The sequence below is a fragment of the Blautia hydrogenotrophica DSM 10507 genome (assembly GCF_034356035.1).
Classification (GTDB): domain Bacteria; phylum Bacillota; class Clostridia; order Lachnospirales; family Lachnospiraceae; genus Blautia_A; species Blautia_A hydrogenotrophica.
Window position 1 is genome coordinate 3,320,945 of the sequence record NZ_CP136423.1, and the last position, 21,155, is coordinate 3,342,099.

The following is a 21,155-nucleotide window of genomic DNA, read 5'->3' on the forward strand; positions in this document are numbered from 1 at the left end:
CTTACTGCCTCCCATCTTGGCGGTCTGTCTGTAGTTTTACCCACATCGTAACCGGACTGCTGTCCACTCCCTCCAAAAACAAGGGAAGAGCCTCGGCGTACACCAGTTGTTCCTGACTCAGCCCTTCCATATTCACATCCTCGATGATACAGATATGTCCCGGATGAAACTTTCCACACAGATACTGATGGGAGAGATCTCCGTCCACACAGTCACTATAGGAGGCCAGAGAAATGAAATCCAGAGCCACTGCCTTTAATTGATCTGCATAGTTCTCCATCAGATATTTTGCCGCATCGCTGCAAAGCGCCGGCCCATTCTGGGCATACACCTGGGGATTTTCTGCGCGCACCCTGGAAAACCCCGTCCTTATCATCAACAAATCTCTGCCTTTGATCTCCTGCTCATAAGGTCTTAAATCTTCCGTGTAAATCTTTTCGCCTGCTCCCTTGGGGATATCCACCAGCAAAGGATTTTCATAGAGAAACTCTTCTATCGGCAGGTCTTTGACTGCCGCTCCCTTAGGGTTAAAGTGCAGCGGCGCATCCATGTGTGTGCCGAAATGGTTAAAAAGATGTATCATGAACGTGTTAGCCGAATCCCCTTTTTGGATGTCCGTCACCTGTTCTGCCTGATACGTGGGATTTCCTGGCCACCCTGGACTCTCCTTGGCAATTGGATAAGATATTACTTTTTTCATAGTTCTGCCTCCCCCTACTCTCTGTCCTTTCTTCCATATACGATCACCAACAGCACGATGATAATCAATCCCTGAACCATCTGTTTTCCAGACTCCGCCATGTTCAGTACCGTCATCAGACTGTTGATGATAATCATAATTCCTACACCTGCGATCGTTCCCACATAGGAACCGCTGCCTCCCATGATGGAAGTGCCTCCCACGACCACGGCGGCGATGGAATCCATGTTGTAGGATTCTCCAGTGGATAGATAACTGGTCCCAGTATATCCCAGCAGGATGAATCCACTGATTCCTGCCAGCACACTGGCTGCCACATAGATTCCTATCAAAGTGGCAGGAACGTTAATTCCCGAATAATTCGCACTCTCCCGGTTGACACCGACTGCATAGACCGTCCTGCCGAACACCGTGAACTTCAGCACCAGAATCACAGCTACACTTAGGAGCATCCAGATCAGAGAAGCTCCGTTGATGATGCCCCCGATTTTTCCGTTGGCGATAAAGCTTAAAATCTCCGAGGTCTTCCCCTTAGGGGCACCGTTACAGTAGATATAAGCGATTCCCCAGACCGCACTTCCAGTGGCCAAAGTCATAATCATCGCCGGTATCTTCAAAAAGTAAACGCCAAAGCCATTGATTAGCCCGATCACTGCCGAGATCAGAATGCTGACTGCCAGTGCCATCCATGTATTTTCATTCTGTCCTGAGATCACCTGTGCACTCACCACATTGCAGAGAACCAACGTATACTGCATGGACAGGTCAATACCTCCCGTGAGAATCACCAGGGTCTACCCGATGCAGACGATTCCCAGAAATGACATCTGACGAACAATCGTCCAGATATGCGACAGACTCAAAAATCCTGGATTTAAGAAATTCGCGACGATACTCAGCCCCACCATAACCGCATAAACCAGAATGAGAGGCATGATCTTCTTATAGGTCAGTGATCTTTCATTTGTGTTCATATTCCTCTCCTCCCTTCTACTTCTTGTTCGTGCGGACCGCACTGATCGCTAGCGCCAGAATCAAGATCACACCTTGAAGTACGTACTGATAATAAGAAGATACTCCTCTCAGGTTCAAAAGATTGTTCACAATCCCCAGGATTCCTGCTGCCGCGATACAGCCAACCACGCTTCCTTTTCCTCCGGCTAGAGCAGCTCCTCCCACCACAGCCGCGGTGATGGAACGCTGGGAGTACGCCTCGCCAATCAGCGGGCTTCCTGAGGTAGCATAGGCCGATATAAACAGCCCTGCCATAACAGCCATCAGACTGGTAAAGATAAAGCTCTTAATCTTCACCGTTCCCACAGAGATTCCAGAAGATTTCGCAGACTGTTCGTTCCCACCGACAGCCAGCACCGCTCTTCCGAATCGGCTACGGTTTAGGAGCAGCCAAACCACAGTCGAGACTATCAACGTCAAGAACAGAGGAAACAGATAATTCCAGCCCTTTGTGATAAACTTGCAAAGCTCAGAGGGGAGAATTCCCTCCGGGCCCGGCATGATATAGAGCGCCACCCCGGCAAAAAAGGTCTGCGTCGCCAAGGTAGCAATAATCGGCTGCAGCCGTCCTCTCACCACCAACAGTCCATTCACTAGACCCACGCCTGCGCCCGCTGCCAGACTGGCGATAAATGCCAGGAACCAGGTGGACGGATTCTCTGTAATCATCGTCACACAGATCACATTGGTCAGAGAGATGACCGAACCTACAGACAGGTCCACACCTCCAAGAAGTACGATAAACAACTGTCCATATGCCACAAACAGCAAACCTATATTTGATATAATCAGATTTCTGAGGTTTCGCTCCGTCATAAAACGGTCACTCAAAAGCATCGCGGCTATAAAAAAAATTACCAGAAAGATATAGACAAAAATCACTTCGCTTTTTCTCTTGAACAACAACAGCCGGTCATGCTTTGAATGAAGTATTCCTGCTTTTTCCATTTGAGACTCCTTTCTATATGTAAAACAAAGTGGACAAGACCCCTTCAACCTCCTCATCTCTTCACTCTTTGAGGGGCGCGTCCCACTTTGTGCGCCGCTGCAGCACCGCTTTGCGGTGAAATTCCTTATTGCAGCGTGTGCATCCACAGCGGAGCGCTTGATGTTATAGGAAAGGTCTTTCACGCATTAGCGTGACAAGGTCCTTTCTATAACATCAAGCCATATTCATCGCACCCCGCATAATCGCCTCTTCCTCGATTTCCTCCCCGCTGAGTTCCCCGGTAATCCTGCCCTCATACATAGTGAAGATGCGGTCGCTCAGACCGATCACTTCCATCATGTCGGAAGTGTAAATTAAGATTCCGACACCCTCTTTGGCAAGCCGGCGAATCAGGCGGTAGATCTCCTGCTTTGCCTCCACATCAATTCCCCGGGTAGGTTCATTGAGCAAAAGGACTTTCGGTTCGTCCGCCAGGCTCTTTCCAATGGACACCTTTTGTTGATTTCCGCCTGAAAGATTCGCAACCGCCTGTGCAGCACTAGGTGTCTTGATGTTCAACTGTGTGATCATCTTTTGTATCACTTCTCTCTCCGCTTTTCTCCTGATGACGCCTGCGGTCTGCCGCCTTCTCATGCTAGCCAGAGCAAGGTTCTCTCCCACGGAAAGAGACAGACACAGTCCCTGTCCTTTTCTGTCCTCCGGCACATAGCCGATTCCCAGTCTCAGGGCTTTCTTTGCGGTCTGATATCTCAGTTCCTTCCCACCCAGAAAAATTTTTCCTGCCGTGTGTCTGCGCACCCCTGCTACGGTCCGCAGAAGCTCCGTCTGTCCCTGTCCATCCAGTGCCGCAATTCCCAGAACCTCACCCTTTCGGATGGAAAAGCTCACATTGTGCACACAGCCGGCATCTGAAAGCTCCTCCACGCGAAAGATCTCCTCCGAATTTTTTTCTCGAAGCTTAGGCGGAAAAATATCCTGTAGATCTCTCCCCACCATCAGCCGTATGATATCGTCGCTACTAAGCTTTGAGATTTCATAGGTTCCCACCAGCTTTCCATCCTTCATGATCGTAATCCGGTCCCCGAACTGAAAGACCTCTTCCATCCGGTGAGAGATAAATAAAATCGTCTTTCCCATTTCCTTTAACCCTTGGACAATCGCGTACAGTTTCTGTACCTCCGTCTTCGTCAAAGTCGAAGTGGGCTCATCCAGAATCAAAATGTCCGGCTCCGAAGCCAAAGCTTTGAGAATCTCCACCATGGACTGGGCGGCGATGGGCAGCTCCCCGGCTGTAGCATAAGGGTCCACTTCTATCCCGTACTTTTCTCCCAGCTCCTTTGTCCGGCGAATCATCTCTCTTTCATCCAACAGCTTCCTCTTTCTCACTTCTTTGTTTAAAAAGACGTTCTGAGCCACCGTCAGCTCCGGCAGTATCGTCATCTCCTGGTAAACCATGGCGATTCCCTGTTCCTGAGCATCCCTGGGTTGTCGAAATGTCACCTTCCTCCCGTGTAGACAGATCTCCCCGGAATCAGGCTGATACAGTCCCGACAACATTTTCAGAATTGTACTTTTTCCAGCGCCATTTTCTCCCTGCAATACATGAACGGTACCTGGATAACACTGAAATGACACGTGGTCCACCGCATGTACTCCGACAAATTTTTTATCCAGATCTTTGATTTCCAGTACTGGTTTCATCTTCTCTCCTCCTAATACCCAAGCGTGCAGACCCACTACAGCTTTCCTCCCCCTAAATTTGAGAGGTACAGCTACCTTTTTCTGCGCGCCGTCAAAAAGGCCGGGTATCCCACCGACACCCGGCCTCAAAACCATACAGGAAATGCTTCCTACTCTGCAAACATCTCCTGTGCTTTCTCCTCGCTCAAACGTGTTCCTGCAGGCCAGAAATTGTCAGATAAGTCTTTACGATATACACTGTCTACGTTCTCCTCTGTCACAGGGTCTTCTGATGCCAGATATTCCGGCTGTACCTCCTCACCATTCAGAGCATTCACCGCCACGTCTAAAGCAATCGCGCTCTGGGTCGTCGGACACACAAAAGCGATACTAGAAAAGCCCTTATCCTTTGCTTCCACCCAAGACCTCAAGAAACCGTTGGACGCCTCCCCAGTCATCGGGACCAATTTTCTTCCTGCCGCCTCAAACGCTTCCATGGCCGCCTGAGTCATCGCACCTCCCTGGGACAGTACTCCGTCAATCTCAGGATAGGTATTCAGCAGTTCTTCCACCGCCGTCTTTGCTGTCGCGTAATCCCAATCCGCATTCACAGAAGCAATGATCTCACTGTCAGGGCTTGCCTCGGCGAGCCCGTCCTCCATACCTGCAGCCCGGTTTGTATCCGTAGAGGTTCCTGCAGTTCCGTTCAGCTCAATTACTTTTCCACCGTCCGGGAGCTGTTCACCCAGCCATTCTCCGCAGAGCTTTCCAAAATCATAATCCGAAACCATGACTTTGCTGGTAAGCTTCGTACTGCTAGAGAGGTTATCACAGTTCACGACCTTAATTCCTTCCTCTTCTGCTTCTTCCAGTACATCATTTAATCCGTCCGCAGTGATTGCCGTCACCACAATGGCATCACAGCCCATGGTAATCAAATCGCGAATATCCGAGATCTGTTTGGACTGGTCATTGTCTGCATTGAGCATCGTGTAATCAGAAATCACTCCGGCTTTTTTCAAAGCCTCAGCCTCTTCCTTAAATTCTGCCTCCATCTGCTGTCTCCAGGAATTTCCGGCTGAGTAGTTGGAAAAGCCGACCACCCAGTCACCTTTTTCTTCTGGCACCGTCACCTCAGAAGCGTCTACGGCTTCTCCGGTAGAGTTCTTCGAGGACGCATCTGTGGACTCCTGTGTTCCTGAAGCCTCCTCTGTCGCAGAGCTGCCCTCTTTTTCGCTGTCAGAACTGCCGCCGCATCCAATCAACAGACTGCTCGCCATAGCCATGCATAATAAACTCGCCAATAATTTCTTCTTCATGTGTAAAATCCTCCTATCTTTACCTTTTATGTACTCTGCCCCACAATATACGGACACCGTTCTCCTTGTAGCACCGAAATCAGGTTGTCTACCGCCCGTTCTGCCATCATACTGGCCGCCTCCTTTGTGTGAGCGCCAGTATGAGGAGTCGCTACTACATTGGAAAACTCAAAGAGAGAAGACCCCTTCGGCGGCTCGTTCTCAAATGCGTCTAATCCTAACCCTCCAATCTTTCCAGATTTCAAGCCGCAGTACGCCGCCTCCTCATCAATGATTCCACCTCGGGATGTATTGATCAAAATCACTCCATCCTTCATCCTAGCCAAAGCTTCTTTTCCGATTAGATGTGTGGTTTCTTTGTTCAAAGGCAGATGCAAACTGACTGCATCCGCAAAAGACAGCAAGTCCTCCATATCCATTGCCTCAATTCCGTGCTCCCGGCAATATTCCCGGTCTATGAAAGGATCACTGGCAGCCACTCTCATTCCAAAGCCTTTGGCACACCGTGCTACTACCTTTCCGATCGCGCCCAATCCCAGAATCCCCAGAGTCTTGCCTTTCAGCTCCACCCCCTCAGCTCTCACCCATTCTCCGCTGCGGGTCGTCCGGTCTAAATAAGAAATCTGTCTGGCCACAGACAGCAGTAGCCCAAAAGCCAGCTCGCCCACAGCCTGCGCATTTACCCCCGGTGTATTCGTCACAGTCACCCCATATTGACTGGCAGCCGCCATATCAATACGGTCATACCCTGTCCCATACCGAGAGATCACCTTCAAATCCTCTGCCTCCCGCAGCACTCTCTCTGTAATAAAATCCAATCCCGCCAGATACCCCTGACAGCCTTTCAGCAAAGGTATCAATTCTTCTTCCGTCAGAGGGCGGCTCTTGTCATTGAAAACCAGCTCTTCTGAAAAATCCCTCAGTCTCTCCAACGCCTTAGATTTTCTTCCTGGCTGCAGCGATGTAGGCGTCACCAATATCTTCATCTCCATCACTTCCCATTCTGTTCTTGTATCAGCTTTACCGCTTCTCTCGTCAGCTGGCCCACTCTCTGGAAATCTCCCTGCCGAATCAGAGAATCCTTCACCATCCAGCTACCTCCACAGGCAATCACCCTAGGGTCCTCCAAATACTCCAGCAAGTTCCCCGCATGGATGCCTCCCGTCGGCATAAACTGTAGCTGGCTAAATACACTCCCTAGCGCCTGTATCGTCTTCAGGCCCCCATACTGATTCGCCGGAAAAAATTTCACTACGGGAAGTCCATATTCCAGGGCTGTCATAATCTCTGACGGCGTGCAGGTTCCCGGATAGACTGGACAGTTTTGTCCCAGCGCATACTCAATGACCTCCCGATTCACACCAGGCGATACCAGAAATTGCGCTCCGGCGGCAAACGCTCTCTTCGCCTGTTCCTTATTGACGACTGTCCCGGCACCCACTGTCATACCTGGAAATTCTTTCGTCAGCTTCTCGATGGCTTCCTGGGCTGCATCTGTGCGAAAAGTCACTTCTGCAATGGGAAGTCCCGCCTCACACAGAGTCTCTCCCAATGGCAAAGCATCCTGCACTCGTTCCAGCTTCACCACCGGAACTAGCTTTTGTCTTCTCAACGTCTCCAAACTCTTCTCGTACATTCTCTTTCCTCTCTTTCTATAACTTGTATGTTGTCTTACAAGTTATGAGTAAAAAAATCCTGTCACTTTCCTTTCAGGCGATAATATTCATCAATCATCACATTCAGATGCCGTCTCATGTACTCTGCCGCGACGATTCCATCCCGCTGCTTCAGGCATTCTAAAATTTTAGAGTGATAAAAAATCGCCTCTTTCACCAAATAGTCTGTGTTAAACTGCCGCTGCAATTGCTCTGTCCCCTCAGAGATCAGCTCCACACTTCGGATAATCATCTTATTGCCTGTAGCCAAAGAGATAGATTTATGAAAGCTAAGATCATTCTTCACGAACTCATCTGTCTTATGCATATCTTTCTTCATCACATACAGGTTTTCTTCCATGCTCTTTAAGATCTCTGGAGTGATGTTTCTCGCGGCAATCTTGCAGCTCTCCGTCTCGATAATCTGACGGAATTCCAAAATATCCTCCATGTCTTTGTTCTCCTGATACAGAGTGTTCAACTTACCTGCGATAGCCTTCGCCGGAATAGCACGCACAAAAGTTCCCTTTCCCTGGTGACTCTCCAGAATACCCACAGCAATCAGCTGCTGAATCGCATAGCGTACACTGGCCCTGCTGACCTCCAACTCCTTCGTGAGCTTATTTTCGGAGTCAATTTTCTCACCCGGCAGCCATATTCCATTTTCAATCTGTTCTTTCAAAAATAAAACCACCTGATCGGTAATATTCTGCTTCTGAATTGCCACTCTAAATCCACCTATCTTGTAAGTTGTCTTATAAGTTTCTTTGTGCATATTGTATTCTCAGTATCTGAGTTTGTCAATATTGCTTTTTGCCTCTTTAGGCTTTTTGTTAGTTAATACTATAATATCTCCAAAAAATATGTATATTTTTCACAATGTATTTCATCTTGTTCCGCACAATATGTCCCTCAAAGGCGCACTTCCCTTTGGATTCTTTTCTGAATTTCAATCGCACAGCGGGCCAATTCTCGCACTCTTTCCTGGTCCATCCTCGCAGAAGGCACAGAGATGCTGAGCGCATACCGCACCTTTCCCAGATAGTCACGCAGACTGACAGCGATACACCTCACGCCGGCCTCATTCTCCTCATTGTCCAAAGCGTAGCCCTGATTTTTCACCGCGTCCAGCTCTTCCAAGAAATGTTCAAAATTCGTGATCGTCTTCGATGTCCTGGCCACGATATGACTGTTCTCCCAGATGTCTGCGACCTCGCCGCCGCTCATACAGGCCAGCATGGCCTTCCCCACTGCCGTACAGTACAAAGGAATTCTGCTGCCGATCCGCGAGACCATCTGAATGGAATTCGCATAGGACTCTACCTTATCCACATAGAAAGCCTCTACCCCGTCCAGCTCGACAAAATGTACGGTCTCCTGGGTTTTCCGCGCCAGCTCCCGCAGGTACGGTCTCACTACATTTACTGCGTCAATATTCGACGCCAGCTGATTGGCCAAATCCAAAATCTTATAAGTCGCCTGATACTTACCGTCCTCCCGCTGTCTGGCATAGCCTAAAAAAATAAGGGAGTTCAGCAGTCTGTGAACGGTGCTCTTGTGCAGGGAGAGCTCGCTACTGATCTCGATCAGCCCCATCTCCCCTCGGCTGCTCAGTAGCTCCAATGTGTGAAATAAGCGGTCTGCCACCTGAATTGGATTTTTTTCCTCCATATTGCCCTCACTTTTCTAATTAAGAATGTACTCTGAAAATTTTATTTTAACATGGCCTCTCATCCTTCACAACAGAAATCTGAGACGTTCTAAAATGCCGCCCAGGAAAAATTGAAATGCCTTTTTCTTTCCGCTCAGCTCCTTTTGGGATATCCCTTCCGGGATATAGGAGTACTCACTCTCTGTCTCTACCACAGCCGCCTTCTCTTCATAGCTTTCCAAATTTTTCCTGAGCTGACGGTTAATCTGCGGGCTGTCCACAGCCAGCATCAGCTCAGTATCGATGTAGGCGCTTCTCATATCCATGTTAAAAGACCCGAACAGGGACAGCTCTTCCCCCACCGCGACGCTTTTTCCGTGATAGGAGACTCCCCCTTCATACTCCAAAAGCTGGATTCCCGTATCTATCAGCCGCCCTTTGTTTCTCAGATAATCCACCGCCGCAAACATATTGCCATTGTTGGCTGCGGAATTCTGCATCATCCGCACCTTTTTCCCTGCCTTAGACAGCTCCTGATACATATAATCGTTGCAGATGGCATAAGGAGTATGAATCACGGAATTCCCCGGCTCCGCTTCGATGAGAGCCATGATCTCATAGAACAGCACGGGTTCCTTTGCGTATCTATGTATGGGGTTGGACAAAAGATGTACCTGCCTAGTCTCATAGGTATGTTCTCGATAGTCGTAACCTGCCTCGAACAACTGAGGCTTCTCCTCCCGGATACACTGAAATCTCTCTCGCAGATTTTGCCCCGCTCTCCTAACACTTATGTAGTCTCCAATTTTCTCTTTATCATGGAAGACACTACAATAATCCAGAGACGTAATCCTGCGGTAATAAGCTTCCACTTCCTTTAGAGAACTCTCCCCCTGTCCTGCGTGGTACACCAGAATATCCCTGTCATAATTTTTATGGCCTTTATAGTCTCCCAGGAAATAGTTAAAGGTGTTCCTTCCTCCCAGAATATATGCCGTGTCATCCGCAATCACATATTTATCGTGCATCCGCCCCATAATATTCCAAGGCTTCAAAGGGTTTAGCTTATTGTACAGGATAATCTTTCCATTTGGGTGGGAAGAAAGCGCATAAAAATAAGGATTTCCCTCCATGTTCACCCAGGAGTTAAACCCGTCTGCGAAGACTTCCACCTGAACACCTCTGTCTGCGGCATCTAAAAGCGCTGCTAGAATATCCAACCCGCCATCATCCGCCCGAAAATCAAAGGTCGACAGAATAATCCTCTCCTTTGCCCCTGCAATCAGACGGATTCTCTCATCCAACGCCTCACCGTTGTCCTCTAAAATCCGAGCCCGGTCCGAACCGATACCGCTGCCGTAGCACTCAGACACATCGAAACCTCCCTTTGTCTGCTTTTTTACTTCAGGATGCTTCGTAAACGGCAGAACCGCACCGACCAACAGATACATGCAAAAGAGAATCAACAGGACAGGCACTGCCCAGCGATACTTCCTGTGTCTCTGTCTTAATTCCTGCGTCAGAGCTTTCATATTGATGTCCCCGCCTAGTACACCTCGTCTCAGCTCACCCAGCACCCGGGCATAAAGCTCTATGTAAGATACCAGCGCAAAGAACATCAGCCCAATTTCCAGCACCATCAACAAATTCACTTGAAGAATTTTTAAGTCTGGAAACAGCAGAAGCACAAAGCTGATGATATAAAGTCCCGCCGTGCAGATTTTTCCCGGCCAGGTGGCACCTCCTGTCCGCCAGCCCTTTCTCATCAGGAGCAGTCCAGACGCACCCATAAATAGCTCTTTAAAAATAAAAATCAGGACAACCGTGCGCATCAGCGGATAGCGAAAGCTAAAGCTGACCGCCACAACTCCCAGCGTCACCTTATCTGCCACTGGGTCCAGGATTTTTCCCCAATTCGTAATCATGTTAAAATGTCTGGCTATCTTACCGTCGAGAAAATCTGACAGCATAGAAATCCCTATAATCCCTGCCGCAATATAATAATCCTGCTGTGTTCTCGCCTCAAAGCAGACTGCCAGATAGACCACAGCCAATATCAGCCGGAAATATCCCAGCAGATTCGGTATCGAAAAGTACTCTCTCATCCAACCTTTCATCTCAATGCCTCTCTTCGCTTCTTCTCTCTCACCGACAATGTCTCTCTGCGTATTCAATCACAGGCTGTAAGTTCTCCCTCTTGCTATAGTCAAAGGAGTTTTTCACCAATCCTGCCATCTCCTTTTTTGTCCCGTCTTTCTCCTTCATTCTGTCCAACATCTTACTGAACACCTTCATCATCAACCTGTCTTTCCAGCCCATCTTCTCATAACACAGTCCACTTTGCAGATAGAAAACTTTATATTCCTCCTGCCGGCAGTCCTTAAAGTTCGCCTCTAACGTACGTCTCGTCTCCTCATTATCCGGCGGCGCCGCCCCTGTGACCAGCACGATTTTGGTCGCGGCTTTTAAAGACTGACTCAAAAACCAGGGAAGTTGCTGAATCTTTCCCGCGTGAATCCAGGACGCAAAAATCACCGTGTCATAACTTCCCAAGTCCACAGTCTGAACTTCCTCCCAAGGAATACAACTGCATCCTAGACTCTCTTGAAGCCACTGAGCATACCGCTTTGTAAAACCAGTCTTAGAACAGTAGATAATGACCTCTCTCATCTTTTTGCTGCCTCCATCTCCATAAATTTTGCCTGAAAAGCTTCATACGCCTCATTTGCCATAATTTTCATCTCCTCGGTATTTGTCTCTTCCCCCAGACAAGCCAGGATAAAAGACAGACCAATATTATAGATCATCATGTGTTTGTGCAGCTTCTTCGCTCTGTCCTCTTCCATCCCTAATTTCTGCGTGATATCTTCTAATACCTTGGGATTTGTCTCCTCCTGATAAATTTCCTCAAGCGAATGAGCCCTTTTTCTCTTTCTTAAAAAATACAGTCGGTACAAATGAGGTTCCTCTTTTGCCAACAGAGCATGAGCCCTTCCCACGCTCTCAAACAGGCAGGAAGAATCTATCCGCTCAGATACATATTCCTGAATAAATTTTCCCGTATACTCCACCACGTCCGCTCTCAGTCCATCCATATTTCGACAGTAGCAGTACACAGGCTGCACCGAACACCCAATTCTCTCCGCTATATTTTTGACCAGCACCTTCTCCATTCCACCCTCACGGGCCAGCGAAAAAGCTGCTTCCACCACCATTTCTTTTGTAATCCTCTGTCTGGGCACGGGATACCATTCCTCTCAAATAAATAAATTATATAAATAGTTTATATAATTGAATTATATAATGTTCTCGAAAAATTTACAAGTATGTTTTATGCTTCCCGTACACTGTAGGTAACTATTTAGCCATGCGTCTGATAAGAACAAAAATCCGGAGCAAGTTTGCTTGCAGAGGAGTTTTACTCTTATCAGGCATATGGCGCTGATCCACAAGCGAAGATTTAGCCGCATATGCGGTGATATAAGCTGCGCAGCAGAATCCCTGCGCATCCTCGCGGAGCGTTTATCCGATGGGGATTGGCCCCTGCCTCTGTTACTAATTTCTTGCTCTCCACCTATAGAGGCGGGTGGCTTCCCCATATGATACATACAGCCGCAAGAATACATGGTCTGCATTCTTACGGCTGCACTTATTATTCTATGCTGATATCATACAAATCTGCCACCGCCTTGCTCCTGTACCTCATCCCCTCTTTCAGAACAAAGCCTTCTTTTTCCCAGAACTGATTGCCAATCTTATTTTCCTTATAGACCAGCGAAGCAATCTTTTTGATTCCTTCTTTCTCCAATGCTTTCATCGCCGTTTTAAGCAACCTATCTGCTACCCCCTTCCTCCTCTCACTCTCTTTCACTGCCAAATGATAGATATAGCCTCTCCTGCCATCATTTCCAGCCAGAATTACTCCGATCACCTTTCCTTCATTCTTTGCGACAAAACAAGTGGAAGGATTTCGTCTTAAAAATTTTCGAATTCCCTCCCTAGAATCATCCAGATTATTCAAGCCCATTCCTTTTGTATGTACCCAGATTTTCCACGCCTCATCGTAATCCTCAATTTTCATTGCTAATACTTCCATAAATGATTCCCCCGACTTCCGCTAAATAATCTCAAACTTACATAGGTCTACGGTCCACCTGATATTCAGAACGGAACGTTTATGTTGCAGAAACGAGCTCTCACGCATCAGCATGACAAGCTCCTTTCTATAACACAAAATATTTTATATAATTATAGCGCAAATCTTAGAAAAAATCATTCATATATGAATAAAATTAACAATTTATTTTTATTTTTCGACCATCTCCTCCAAATTTTCCGGATTATATTGCACACCAACGTTTTAATGTATTAAATGCACAATACCCCCCCCCGAATAAACAGATAATTTTTATATATATTTTAAATATACATTTAATTAAATAAGTTATGTATCAGATAAGCTAAATTTAAGTATCCTGCGAACACCAGCCAGATCAAATAGGGAATCAAAAGTTTTCCTGCAATTTGGTCAATCATAGAAAAGCACCTGGCCGTCAACAATACCAGATCAAACAGCAGTAGCAACCAGATAAAAGAAAAAAAGTATGCGTCCAATTTAAAGAACAGCAGCGGCCACAGAGCATTCACTAAAAGCTGTGCCCCGTAAATCAACAGAGCCTGTTTGGTGTCATCGTTTCCAGAGACGTAGACTCGATACGCGGCAACTCCCATCAAAAAATAAAGTATCGTCCACACCACGGGGAACACCCAACCCGGTGGTGCAAGAGGTGGATGATAGAGCGTCTGATATTTCTCCATGCTCCCTGAAGTCAAAAGCCCTGCCAAAGTTCCCGTGCCAAGACTGATGAGAATACTCAGCAGCAAAGGTTTCCATTGGATTTTCTCCATATTTCCTCCACTCGGGACACCCTTCGATCTCCCGGTACATTCACTTACCACTAGCCTATTCCGGGGCTGTCTGAAATATTCTCATCTCCATCCCTTATTCAAATCTCACTGGGTTTCCCCCTCTGTTCAAGACTCGCTTGCGAGTCTTGGCGCGGGATTCAAGTCGGCATTCGCCGACATCATTCTTCTTCGAATCCCTGCGCATCCTCGCGGAGTGTTTATCTGATGGGAATTGCCACCCGTCAAGGATACTGATTTTTGCTCTCCACCTATAGAGGCGGGCGACTTTCCCATCTGATAAAATTCTCGATCTGTCTCATGACCTCCGTCAAAATCCAAAGTGTTCCCTGTATCTCATCCACTTCCAAATTATGTCCCACATTCTCCACAAGATAATATCTCATTTCTCGTTTCTCACACACAGACTCTAGGTCCTCCACTGGAAAATATGGATCTTTGGTTCCCGCGACCACCAGCTGCCCTTGCTCTTTAAAATATTTCACCGTCTGAGGCAGCGGTGTCAAAAAACAATGCCGTACCCCAGTCAGTCCATATTCTCGCTCCGCTTTTCCTGCCAGCACAGTCCCCATACTCTTGGAGACAAATAGAATTTCCTGATAGTCGTTAAGTTTTCGACTGTCCAACTCTGTCTGAACTGTTTTCCAAGCCTGCTCTTCTGTCTGCTCAAAAGAGAAATTCTCCGTTTTCCTATCTCTAGGGTAGTCATAGTGGAGAAGTACCGTCTCATACCCCAGATTTCTGCACAACTTTTCCGGGTAATAGAGCAAAGCTCTGTCCGTGCTGTGCCGCCATCCGGGAAAAAACACCGCCAATTTTCTTCTTCTCAGTTCTCCTCTCTCGTCCATCCACACCTGCATTCCTTCGTCGATTCCGCTTTGCCAGAGTGCCTTTTCCTCCATCCGGCAGACAATCTCTTCTCCAGTTCCAGCATCTTCCGCCCATATCTTCACAAAGACGGACTCTCCTTGCGGTCTCCCCTCACAGCCGAAATCTGGCTCTTCGATTTCTTTGATTCTGATCTGTCTCATGAAATTCCTCCTTTTTAATCTTCCCACCTCTTTCTGATAATCATTATATCTCATCCTGTATCGGATGACCATCCGAACCTCCCTCTTCACTGGATAATAGCGTGTGAACAATCCCCCTGTTCGTTACAACTTCGCAACAACTGTCTGTTATTGTTAAGTTAGAAAACTCTTTATACCCCGCCTATCCGTTACCGTTCACTCCCTTGCAGTTCGTGAACAGCACCACGCTTCGCAATGCACACAAACTGCTGTAAACAGCAGTTTGGCACGGGCAGGTCTCGGAATTTTTGCACAAAATGTGCCAAAATACTTCGCGGGATATAGAAGGCTTGAACAGTAACTCCTGTCTTCCAGAGCCGGACAAAAAGGATAAAGTTTCTGTTTTCTGTTCCAAACCAACCATGTTATAATGAAAAGGAGGAAAATGATTATGAAAAAATTAAAACATCAACTGAAACGCCACTCTTTCGGTATGGCAATCATCTGCATATTGTTAGCGGCAGCAGCCGTCTTCGGAGGCTTCTCTGTATTCGCCCAACAACGAGCCGAACAATCCGTCACTAATTTCCAAGATCGCTCACAGGAGACTCTATTTAAAAACTACATCTACTCCGCCGAGACTGTAAAAACAGTCTGCGACAAGTATGATCTGGACTATGACACCGTCACAGTCGACGAAGTATTCGCAGACAGAGATCGGCTCGATTATACTTCTGCCGTGGCCTTAAAGCTGGAAAATGGGAAAAAATCTCTATTGTCCGACGGTGAGAGCACAAATATCGATACCCTAGAAATTTACTTAAATGAAGTGTACGCTTTCGACGGCGGCAGAGAGATCATCGAGGAAGCCTGTGAAAAATATAAGGTCTCCGCAAAAAATGGAAAAATCAGCGATTTTACCGTCAAACAACTGATGGAAATTGAGAAACAGGCATACGAGACCTCCCCACATCCCCACTGACCCGTGTAAGCTCTGATTGGCTAAACATAAAGAAAGGATTTCAAATGGCTGAGATTTTGATTGTGGAAGATGAAGCTTCCATCAATGAACTGATAAAACGGACTTTAAATGCAGCCGGCCACCGCTGCCTCCAAGCCTACAAAGGCATGGAGGCGATCTCTATGGGTAAAAGTCATACCTTTGATTTGGTTTTGTTGGACGTGAATCTGCCGGATATCAGTGGCTGGAAGGTAAAAGAATCTCTGGGCAATACTCCGGTGATCTACGTGACTGCCAGAGACGAGCTAGGAGATAAAATCCGGGGCCTAAACGGCGGCGCCCAGGACTATATCGTCAAGCCTTTCGCCATGGAGGAGCTGGTAGCTCGAGTACATGTGGTTCTGAGGCGTTTCCAAAAAGATGAAAAACTCTTTCGGCTCCACGGCACAGAAGTATTCTTAGATTCCTGTCAGGTGAAAGTAGACGGAGAAACCGTGGCTTTGACTTACCAGGAATTTGAACTGCTGCGCACACTGATTATTCACAAAAACATCGCTCTTTCCAGGGACCAACTCTTAGATATGGCCTGGGGAATGGATTTTCTGGGAGACGCCCGTACTGTAGATGTTCACATTCAGAGAATCCGAAAAAAACTGCATCTGGAAAACGATATCAAGACCGTCTATAAACGCGGCTACAGATTGGAGTGTTAACATGCAGCTCTGGAAGAAAAATTATTTGATCACCCTCGCCGTCTTCACCCTGTTCTTATCCGTGGGAATTTCCCTCCTGGTCAATTTGATATTTTTCGAAGAATATCAACAGGAAATTCAGAACACCATGACAGAAAAAAATACGCTGCTCAGTCTTCTCTCCCTGGATGAAACTTCCTTCTCTGAAAACGGCAGTCTCTATTTTTTATCGGACAACTTAAAAAATGACGGAAAATATCTGCTAATTGCCTCTGAGAACTCCCGAGAACTGGTAAATTCCTTTCCCTTTTCTCTCAAATCGTTCCCAGATTCCGCTTCTGTATACCGTCATGAAGGTGTTCCTTACCTGGTTCTTGCAGACACCTTGGATTTAGGCCAGAACACCTTGGATTTTTACTACGGAAAGGCTCTCTCCTCTGTGTACGCCTCCCACAGAATCCGGCTGGCGTCTGCTTTCCTGGTTTTTCTGCTTCTCACTTTTTTAGTTGGCTTCGGCCTGTATATCACCATGAAAAAAATTTATATGCCCGTCAACCAGATCTCTCATGAACTGCGCAATCCCTTGACGGTCATCCAAGGGTATGCCCAGTATCTGCGGGACGGCTGCTTGACTGAGGAGGACCGCTGTTTTGCGGAAGATCAGCTCATAGCCCAGACAGATAATCTCAAAAAAATCGTGGAAAAAATCCTGATTATGGGAAATCTCCGTGAAGGCAGAATTCTAAATCAAAGGCTCGTTCTCGACCGATTGCTGAGAGATATTCAGACTCAATACCCTTCTTTGGTCATCGAAAGCCACGAAAAATATATTTTCGGAGATGAGACCTTGTTAAAAGCTCTACTCAGCAACTTGATCTCCAATGCCTTGCAAAGCGGCGACAGTGTCCGCCTTCGTATCTACCAAAACAAAATCTCAGTCTGGAATGACGGGGAAGCAGACCCCAAAATCCTAGACGCCCTGAATAAAAGAAAAAATCTAGACGTCTCACAGATCAAGGGATCTGGAATCGGTGTGGGAATCTGCCGGGACATCGTACACCTATACCACGGCAAACTACAGTATCAGATTCCCGAACAGGGCGGAACAGAGGCAGTCGTTATTTTTCCTTCTTCGATGCTCACAGACGAAGAATAAGACAGACTGCCGTCTCCCCTTCACGGAGTTCTCCCGCTCTCCTTCGTGCCTTCCAGCTCATAGTAAAAAATATACTGTTGCATCACTCCACGGCACTTCCAGTATCTCCGGTTCGGAAATCCCCGTCTGTAGTGCCGCTCCAACACTTGATGAATATGTGTGTCAATGGGAAATGCTTCTAGCTGATGAAGTGCGAACAGGCAGATACAGTCTGCCACCTTCTCCCCGACTCCATAAAGCTTCTGAAGCTCAGTCCTAGCTTTAGAATATGGCATGGACCTGACCTGGTTTAAGTCAATCTCCCCTGACACCACGCTCTGGGCGCTTCTCACCACATACTTGCTTCGATATCCCAAGTTGCAGCCTTTTAGGGCATCCTCCTGTAACCCTGCCAACACCTCCGGGCGCGGAAAAGCATAGTACACCCCGCCCCCGCCGCCAATTTTTTTCTCTCCGTAGCTCTCACAGAGGTTCTCGATACAGCGCCGAATACGCACAATATTGTTTTGCTGTGAAATCAGAAAAGACACTATCATCTCCCATAAATCCTGTCTCAAAATACGAATTCCAATTCCGAACTCAGCCGCGTTTCTAAGATATCGGTCCCTGGGGTTGATCTGCTCTCTATATCTTTCATAGTCTTCCTTCAAATCAAAATACTGCTCCCAAAATTGTGCAAACTCCTTCTCCTCACAGTGAAACAACCAGCGGTCTGCCCGCCTCGTAACTTTTATCTCCCTGTCAGACGCCAAAATCTGAAAAGTGTCCTCCGACTGTCTCCGCATCCGAAAACACTGGCCCGAGTCGCAAATCTGTCCCAAATCAAAATTCTTCAATTTCCTCTCTACCATCTTTTCTTTCGTTCCTCACTATCCTAAGTGTACTCTCGGTGTTCCTCTAGAACCATTATAGCAGAGATCTCCATGTTTTACACATGACTCTTGCAGGATTCTTCGCCTACGGCGGAGAACAAAGCGCCATCTTCCACTCCGCCGCAGCGCGATCCACACGGAGCGTTTGTGTAATAGGAAAGGACTTTCACGCATTAGCGTGACAATATCTTACCCATTACAGAATAAATTGCTTGCGCACGCAAATAATTTGCAGTATAATATCTTCTGCCTGATCATGCAAGGGCACATATACTTTTCATAAAGGAGGACTATCCCATGCCAATGATTAAGTGGCTGTCGGTCACAGACCGTTTCACGAAAATGTATCTGGATCGCCAATTTATCCCGCTGGGCATCAACAGCAGCCAGCACATGTATATTCTAAAAATCTGCCAGTCCCCAGGAATTACCCAAGATCAGTTTATTTCCAGTTTTCATTTGAACCCCAGCAATATTACTCGTTCCATTCTGACTCTTGAAAAAAAGGGATTTCTCATCCGAAAGACAAACCCGACAGACAAACGTACCTGTATGCTGTACCCCACTTCAAAAGCAGAAGCGATCTGCGGACCTATTCAAAAAATTATAGAACAGTGGGAGAACCAAATTCTTCAAAATTTCTGCGATGAAGAACAGCAGCTCTTTTTGTCAATGCTCAGACAAATCGGAGAGACTTCTATGCAGTTATACAGTGAACAATCCTTACAGGAAGAACCGTATCCTGCTTCGAAATCCATGAATTTACAGTAAGAGAAAGGAATACAAACTATGAATACGCAAGAAAATATTTTAGGTTATGAAAAACTGCCCCGTCTGCTGCGCTCCTTTGCTGTTCCCAGTATCATTGCTATGCTTGTCAGCTCTCTATACAACGTAGTGGACCAGATCTTTATCGGTCAAGGCGTCGGATATCTGGGAAACGCCGCTACCAATGTCTCCTACCCTCTGACGACGATCTGTCTGGCTATCGCCCTGCTGATCGGCATCGGCAGCGCTTCCCGCTACTCCCTCTATCTGGGTGCTGACCAAAAAGACCGGGCCGCTTCGATTGTGGGAAACGGCATCAGCATGATGATGATCTGCGGCATTCTCTATGCAATCTTGATTGAGATTTTCCAGCACCCTCTTCTGACTGCCTTCGGCGCCACGGAAGAGATTATGCCCTATGCTTTGGATTACACCCGCATCACTGCGGTCGGTATGCCTTTTCTGATTATCACAAATGGTATCAGCAACCTGGCAAGGGCGGACGGAAGCCCTAAATACTCCATGACCTGTATGTTGGTGGGGGCTATTATCAACACAATCTTAGACCCCATTTTTATCTTCATCTTCCATATGGGAGTTACCGGCGCAGCCATCGCAACCGTCACTGGCCAGTTTTTTTCCTGTCTGATGGCGTTACGGTATATCCCGAAATTCCAGCAAGTAAAACTGAAAAAGTCCCACTTCGGCGTCCATATCTCCCAGTGGGGAGCGAATGTCACCCTAGGGCTGAGTAGCAGTTTGAATCAGCTTGCTATTACTCTGGTACAAGTGGTTCTTAATAATTCCCTGACCTATTATGGTGCGATGTCCGCCTATGGAAAAGACATCCCTCTGGCGGCCTGCGGAATCGTTATGAAGACCAATTCCCTACTTCTGGCCGTCATCATTGGAATCTCTCAGGGGCTTCAGCCTATTATCGGCTTTAACTATGGGGCGAAAAAATATGCCCGGGTCCGCAAGGCTTACCGCCTGGCCATTATCTGTGACCTATTGATCTCCGCAGTCGGCTTCTGCATGTTCCAGTTTTTTCCCCGGCAGATTATCTCCGTCTTCGGCTCCGGCGACAGTGCCTACATGGCGTTTGCTGTGCGATTCATGCGCATTTTCCTCTTTATGATTCTCCTAAACGGGGTCCAGATGATCTCCTCCAATTTCTTTGCGGCAATCGGAAAGCCCCTGAAAGGCATGGTTCTTTCTTTGACCAGACAGGTGCTCTTTTTGATTCCCCTGCTTTTGATTCTTCCGCTTTTTTGGGGTCTGGACGGGATTCTTTTTGCCGGACCTGTAGCAGATTTCTCTGCTTTTGTTGTAACCACACTGCTGATTATGAAAGAGATGAAACATATGAGAAAAATGCCATCCCAAGCCTAAAGAAACTTATTTCTAAAAATAAACTTTTACATGTCAGCGTGGCAAGGGTTTCCTAGTATATAAAAAAAGGCTGGATTTTGCCGCTTTCACGCATTTTTATCCAACATAAGTCAAAATAGAAATGTAAAAAAGCAAAAGCAGGATGATACAAATCAAACAGGAAGGAGCGACTAGCTCCCATCCTCTCAGTCAAATAAATGAGAGAATTTTCACCTTAAACTTCTCATGGAACTGTACGTGAACGTCTCCCTTCATATTGCTCTTGTCATTTAACAATGCGAATATATTATGCTCTAATGAGCAAACAGCTTCAGCTTGACGAACAGTCACTTGTAACACTCTTGCTTTCGGCTATCTCTTCGTACGCTACCGGGCGGATTTGGGATTTTCACCTTAAAAAATATGCACCG

22 protein-coding genes are annotated in these 21,155 nt (G+C 47.0%); 5 read left to right on the plus strand and 17 right to left on the minus strand.

All coding sequences use genetic code 11. The annotated features are described in order from the left end of the window. Position 1 precedes the first annotated feature (1 nt). The 16 genes from BLHYD_RS15915 to BLHYD_RS15990 form a co-directional block, all read right to left on the minus strand. Positions 2 to 700: a cyclase family protein gene (locus BLHYD_RS15915; protein WP_005951738.1), complete on the minus strand. Its 699-nt coding sequence runs from the start codon at positions 698 to 700 to the stop codon at positions 2 to 4. A gap of 14 nt (positions 701 to 714) precedes the next feature. Then, positions 715 to 1,488 carry an ABC transporter permease gene (locus tag BLHYD_RS15920; protein ID WP_155799595.1) on the minus strand — a complete coding sequence of 258 codons (774 nt, stop codon included), beginning with the start codon at positions 1,486 to 1,488 and terminating at the stop codon, positions 715 to 717. 6 nt (positions 1,489 to 1,494) lie between these two features. Continuing rightward, positions 1,495 to 1,674: a hypothetical protein gene (locus BLHYD_RS15925; RefSeq protein WP_005951742.1), complete on the minus strand. Its 180-nt coding sequence runs from the start codon at positions 1,672 to 1,674 to the stop codon at positions 1,495 to 1,497. A 16-nt stretch (positions 1,675 to 1,690) separates the two neighbouring features. After that, entirely contained in the window at positions 1,691 to 2,662 is a 972-nt protein-coding gene (locus tag BLHYD_RS15930) for an ABC transporter permease (RefSeq protein ID WP_005951744.1), read from the minus strand. 214 nt (positions 2,663 to 2,876) lie between these two features. Next, complete coding sequence (locus tag BLHYD_RS15935) at positions 2,877 to 4,364, minus strand: sugar ABC transporter ATP-binding protein (protein ID WP_040350929.1); 1,488 nt, start codon at positions 4,362 to 4,364, stop codon at positions 2,877 to 2,879. A gap of 149 nt (positions 4,365 to 4,513) precedes the next feature. Then, positions 4,514 to 5,662: an ABC transporter substrate-binding protein gene (locus BLHYD_RS15940; RefSeq protein WP_005951749.1), complete on the minus strand. Its 1,149-nt coding sequence runs from the start codon at positions 5,660 to 5,662 to the stop codon at positions 4,514 to 4,516. Between the two features lie 26 nt (positions 5,663 to 5,688). Then, positions 5,689 to 6,648: a phosphoglycerate dehydrogenase gene (locus tag BLHYD_RS15945; protein ID WP_050769939.1), complete on the minus strand. Its 960-nt coding sequence runs from the start codon at positions 6,646 to 6,648 to the stop codon at positions 5,689 to 5,691. 5 nt (positions 6,649 to 6,653) lie between these two features. Then, entirely contained in the window at positions 6,654 to 7,298 is a 645-nt protein-coding gene (gene eda / locus BLHYD_RS15950; RefSeq protein WP_005951753.1) for a bifunctional 4-hydroxy-2-oxoglutarate aldolase/2-dehydro-3-deoxy-phosphogluconate aldolase, read from the minus strand. A 62-nt stretch (positions 7,299 to 7,360) separates the two neighbouring features. Beyond that, on the minus strand, positions 7,361 to 8,044 hold the full coding sequence (locus BLHYD_RS15955; protein WP_040350890.1) for a FadR/GntR family transcriptional regulator: 684 nt from the start codon (positions 8,042 to 8,044) through the stop codon (positions 7,361 to 7,363). Positions 8,045 to 8,229: 185 nt separating this feature from the next. Next, positions 8,230 to 8,988 carry an IclR family transcriptional regulator gene (locus tag BLHYD_RS15960; protein WP_005951757.1) on the minus strand — a complete coding sequence of 253 codons (759 nt, stop codon included), beginning with the start codon at positions 8,986 to 8,988 and terminating at the stop codon, positions 8,230 to 8,232. A 66-nt stretch (positions 8,989 to 9,054) separates the two neighbouring features. Continuing rightward, positions 9,055 to 11,085, minus strand: a complete 2,031-nt coding sequence (locus BLHYD_RS15965) for a CDP-alcohol phosphatidyltransferase family protein (protein WP_242648411.1) — start codon at positions 11,083 to 11,085, stop codon at positions 9,055 to 9,057. Positions 11,086 to 11,113: 28 nt separating this feature from the next. Further along, positions 11,114 to 11,638, minus strand: a complete 525-nt coding sequence (locus BLHYD_RS15970) for a flavodoxin domain-containing protein (protein ID WP_005951760.1) — start codon at positions 11,636 to 11,638, stop codon at positions 11,114 to 11,116. Beyond that, positions 11,635 to 12,210 carry a TetR/AcrR family transcriptional regulator gene (locus BLHYD_RS15975; protein WP_040350891.1) on the minus strand — a complete coding sequence of 192 codons (576 nt, stop codon included), beginning with the start codon at positions 12,208 to 12,210 and terminating at the stop codon, positions 11,635 to 11,637. Before BLHYD_RS15975 ends, BLHYD_RS15970 begins: the two co-directional genes overlap by 4 nt. A 410-nt stretch (positions 12,211 to 12,620) precedes the next feature. Further along, positions 12,621 to 13,064, minus strand: a complete 444-nt coding sequence (locus BLHYD_RS15980; RefSeq protein WP_005951764.1) for a GNAT family N-acetyltransferase — start codon at positions 13,062 to 13,064, stop codon at positions 12,621 to 12,623. Between the two features lie 335 nt (positions 13,065 to 13,399). Further along, positions 13,400 to 13,876 (minus strand): TspO/MBR family protein, encoded by a 477-nt coding sequence (locus BLHYD_RS15985; protein WP_005951766.1) that lies wholly within the window; start codon positions 13,874 to 13,876, stop codon positions 13,400 to 13,402. A 269-nt stretch (positions 13,877 to 14,145) separates the two neighbouring features. Next, the gene (locus BLHYD_RS15990) at positions 14,146 to 14,925 is read right to left on the minus strand and encodes an alpha/beta fold hydrolase (protein ID WP_021845858.1); all 780 of its coding nucleotides are present in this window, start codon (positions 14,923 to 14,925) and stop codon (positions 14,146 to 14,148) included. 430 nt (positions 14,926 to 15,355) lie between these two features. Here BLHYD_RS15990 and BLHYD_RS15995 point away from each other — a divergent pair, with 430 nt between their 5' ends. Genes BLHYD_RS15995 through BLHYD_RS16005 form a run of 3 tightly spaced genes read left to right on the plus strand, consistent with a single transcriptional unit; the run spans position 15,356 to position 17,713 of the window. Then, positions 15,356 to 15,886 carry a hypothetical protein gene (locus tag BLHYD_RS15995; protein ID WP_040350893.1) on the plus strand — a complete coding sequence of 177 codons (531 nt, stop codon included), beginning with the start codon at positions 15,356 to 15,358 and terminating at the stop codon, positions 15,884 to 15,886. 44 nt (positions 15,887 to 15,930) lie between these two features. Next, complete coding sequence (locus tag BLHYD_RS16000; protein ID WP_005951774.1) at positions 15,931 to 16,578, plus strand: response regulator transcription factor; 648 nt, start codon at positions 15,931 to 15,933, stop codon at positions 16,576 to 16,578. Position 16,579: 1 nt separating this feature from the next. Further along, positions 16,580 to 17,713 (plus strand): sensor histidine kinase, encoded by a 1,134-nt coding sequence (locus BLHYD_RS16005; protein WP_005951776.1) that lies wholly within the window; start codon positions 16,580 to 16,582, stop codon positions 17,711 to 17,713. A gap of 20 nt (positions 17,714 to 17,733) precedes the next feature. Here the strand turns inward: BLHYD_RS16005 and BLHYD_RS16010 are convergent, their stop codons facing one another. After that, complete coding sequence (locus tag BLHYD_RS16010) at positions 17,734 to 18,564, minus strand: DNA-3-methyladenine glycosylase family protein (RefSeq protein WP_005951778.1); 831 nt, start codon at positions 18,562 to 18,564, stop codon at positions 17,734 to 17,736. 318 nt (positions 18,565 to 18,882) lie between these two features. On the opposite strand from BLHYD_RS16010, the gene BLHYD_RS16015 reads away from it, so the two are divergent. After that, positions 18,883 to 19,356, plus strand: a complete 474-nt coding sequence (locus BLHYD_RS16015) for a MarR family transcriptional regulator (protein ID WP_005951780.1) — start codon at positions 18,883 to 18,885, stop codon at positions 19,354 to 19,356. An 18-nt stretch (positions 19,357 to 19,374) separates the two neighbouring features. After that, a complete protein-coding gene (locus BLHYD_RS16020) occupies positions 19,375 to 20,745 on the plus strand; it encodes an MATE family efflux transporter (RefSeq protein WP_005951782.1) in 1,371 nt (456 codons plus the stop codon). Positions 20,746 to 21,155: the final 410 nt, after the last annotated feature.

Coding starts and splice junctions, on each gene's coding strand:
- BLHYD_RS15915 (WP_005951738.1), bottom strand. CDS start 700: ATGAAAAAAGTAATATCTTATCCAATTGCCAAGGAGAGTCCAGGGTGG.
- BLHYD_RS15925 (WP_005951742.1), bottom strand. CDS start 1,674: ATGAACACAAATGAAAGATCACTGACCTATAAGAAGATCATGCCTCTC.
- BLHYD_RS15930 (WP_005951744.1), bottom strand. CDS start 2,662: ATGGAAAAAGCAGGAATACTTCATTCAAAGCATGACCGGCTGTTGTTG.
- BLHYD_RS15935 (WP_040350929.1), bottom strand. CDS start 4,364: ATGAAACCAGTACTGGAAATCAAAGATCTGGATAAAAAATTTGTCGGA.
- BLHYD_RS15940 (WP_005951749.1), bottom strand. CDS start 5,662: ATGAAGAAGAAATTATTGGCGAGTTTATTATGCATGGCTATGGCGAGC.
- BLHYD_RS15945 (WP_050769939.1), bottom strand. CDS start 6,648: ATGAAGATATTGGTGACGCCTACATCGCTGCAGCCAGGAAGAAAATCT.
- eda (WP_005951753.1), bottom strand. CDS start 7,298: ATGTACGAGAAGAGTTTGGAGACGTTGAGAAGACAAAAGCTAGTTCCG.
- BLHYD_RS15960 (WP_005951757.1), bottom strand. CDS start 8,988: ATGGAGGAAAAAAATCCAATTCAGGTGGCAGACCGCTTATTTCACACA.
- BLHYD_RS15965 (WP_242648411.1), bottom strand. CDS start 11,085: ATGAAAGGTTGGATGAGAGAGTACTTTTCGATACCGAATCTGCTGGGA.
- BLHYD_RS15970 (WP_005951760.1), bottom strand. CDS start 11,638: ATGAGAGAGGTCATTATCTACTGTTCTAAGACTGGTTTTACAAAGCGG.
- BLHYD_RS15980 (WP_005951764.1), bottom strand. CDS start 13,064: ATGGAAGTATTAGCAATGAAAATTGAGGATTACGATGAGGCGTGGAAA.
- BLHYD_RS15985 (WP_005951766.1), bottom strand. CDS start 13,876: ATGGAGAAAATCCAATGGAAACCTTTGCTGCTGAGTATTCTCATCAGT.
- BLHYD_RS15990 (WP_021845858.1), bottom strand. CDS start 14,925: ATGAGACAGATCAGAATCAAAGAAATCGAAGAGCCAGATTTCGGCTGT.
- BLHYD_RS15995 (WP_040350893.1), top strand. CDS start 15,356: ATGAAAAAATTAAAACATCAACTGAAACGCCACTCTTTCGGTATGGCA.
- BLHYD_RS16000 (WP_005951774.1), top strand. CDS start 15,931: ATGGCTGAGATTTTGATTGTGGAAGATGAAGCTTCCATCAATGAACTG.
- BLHYD_RS16005 (WP_005951776.1), top strand. CDS start 16,580: ATGCAGCTCTGGAAGAAAAATTATTTGATCACCCTCGCCGTCTTCACC.
- BLHYD_RS16010 (WP_005951778.1), bottom strand. CDS start 18,564: ATGGTAGAGAGGAAATTGAAGAATTTTGATTTGGGACAGATTTGCGAC.
- BLHYD_RS16015 (WP_005951780.1), top strand. CDS start 18,883: ATGCCAATGATTAAGTGGCTGTCGGTCACAGACCGTTTCACGAAAATG.
- BLHYD_RS16020 (WP_005951782.1), top strand. CDS start 19,375: ATGAATACGCAAGAAAATATTTTAGGTTATGAAAAACTGCCCCGTCTG.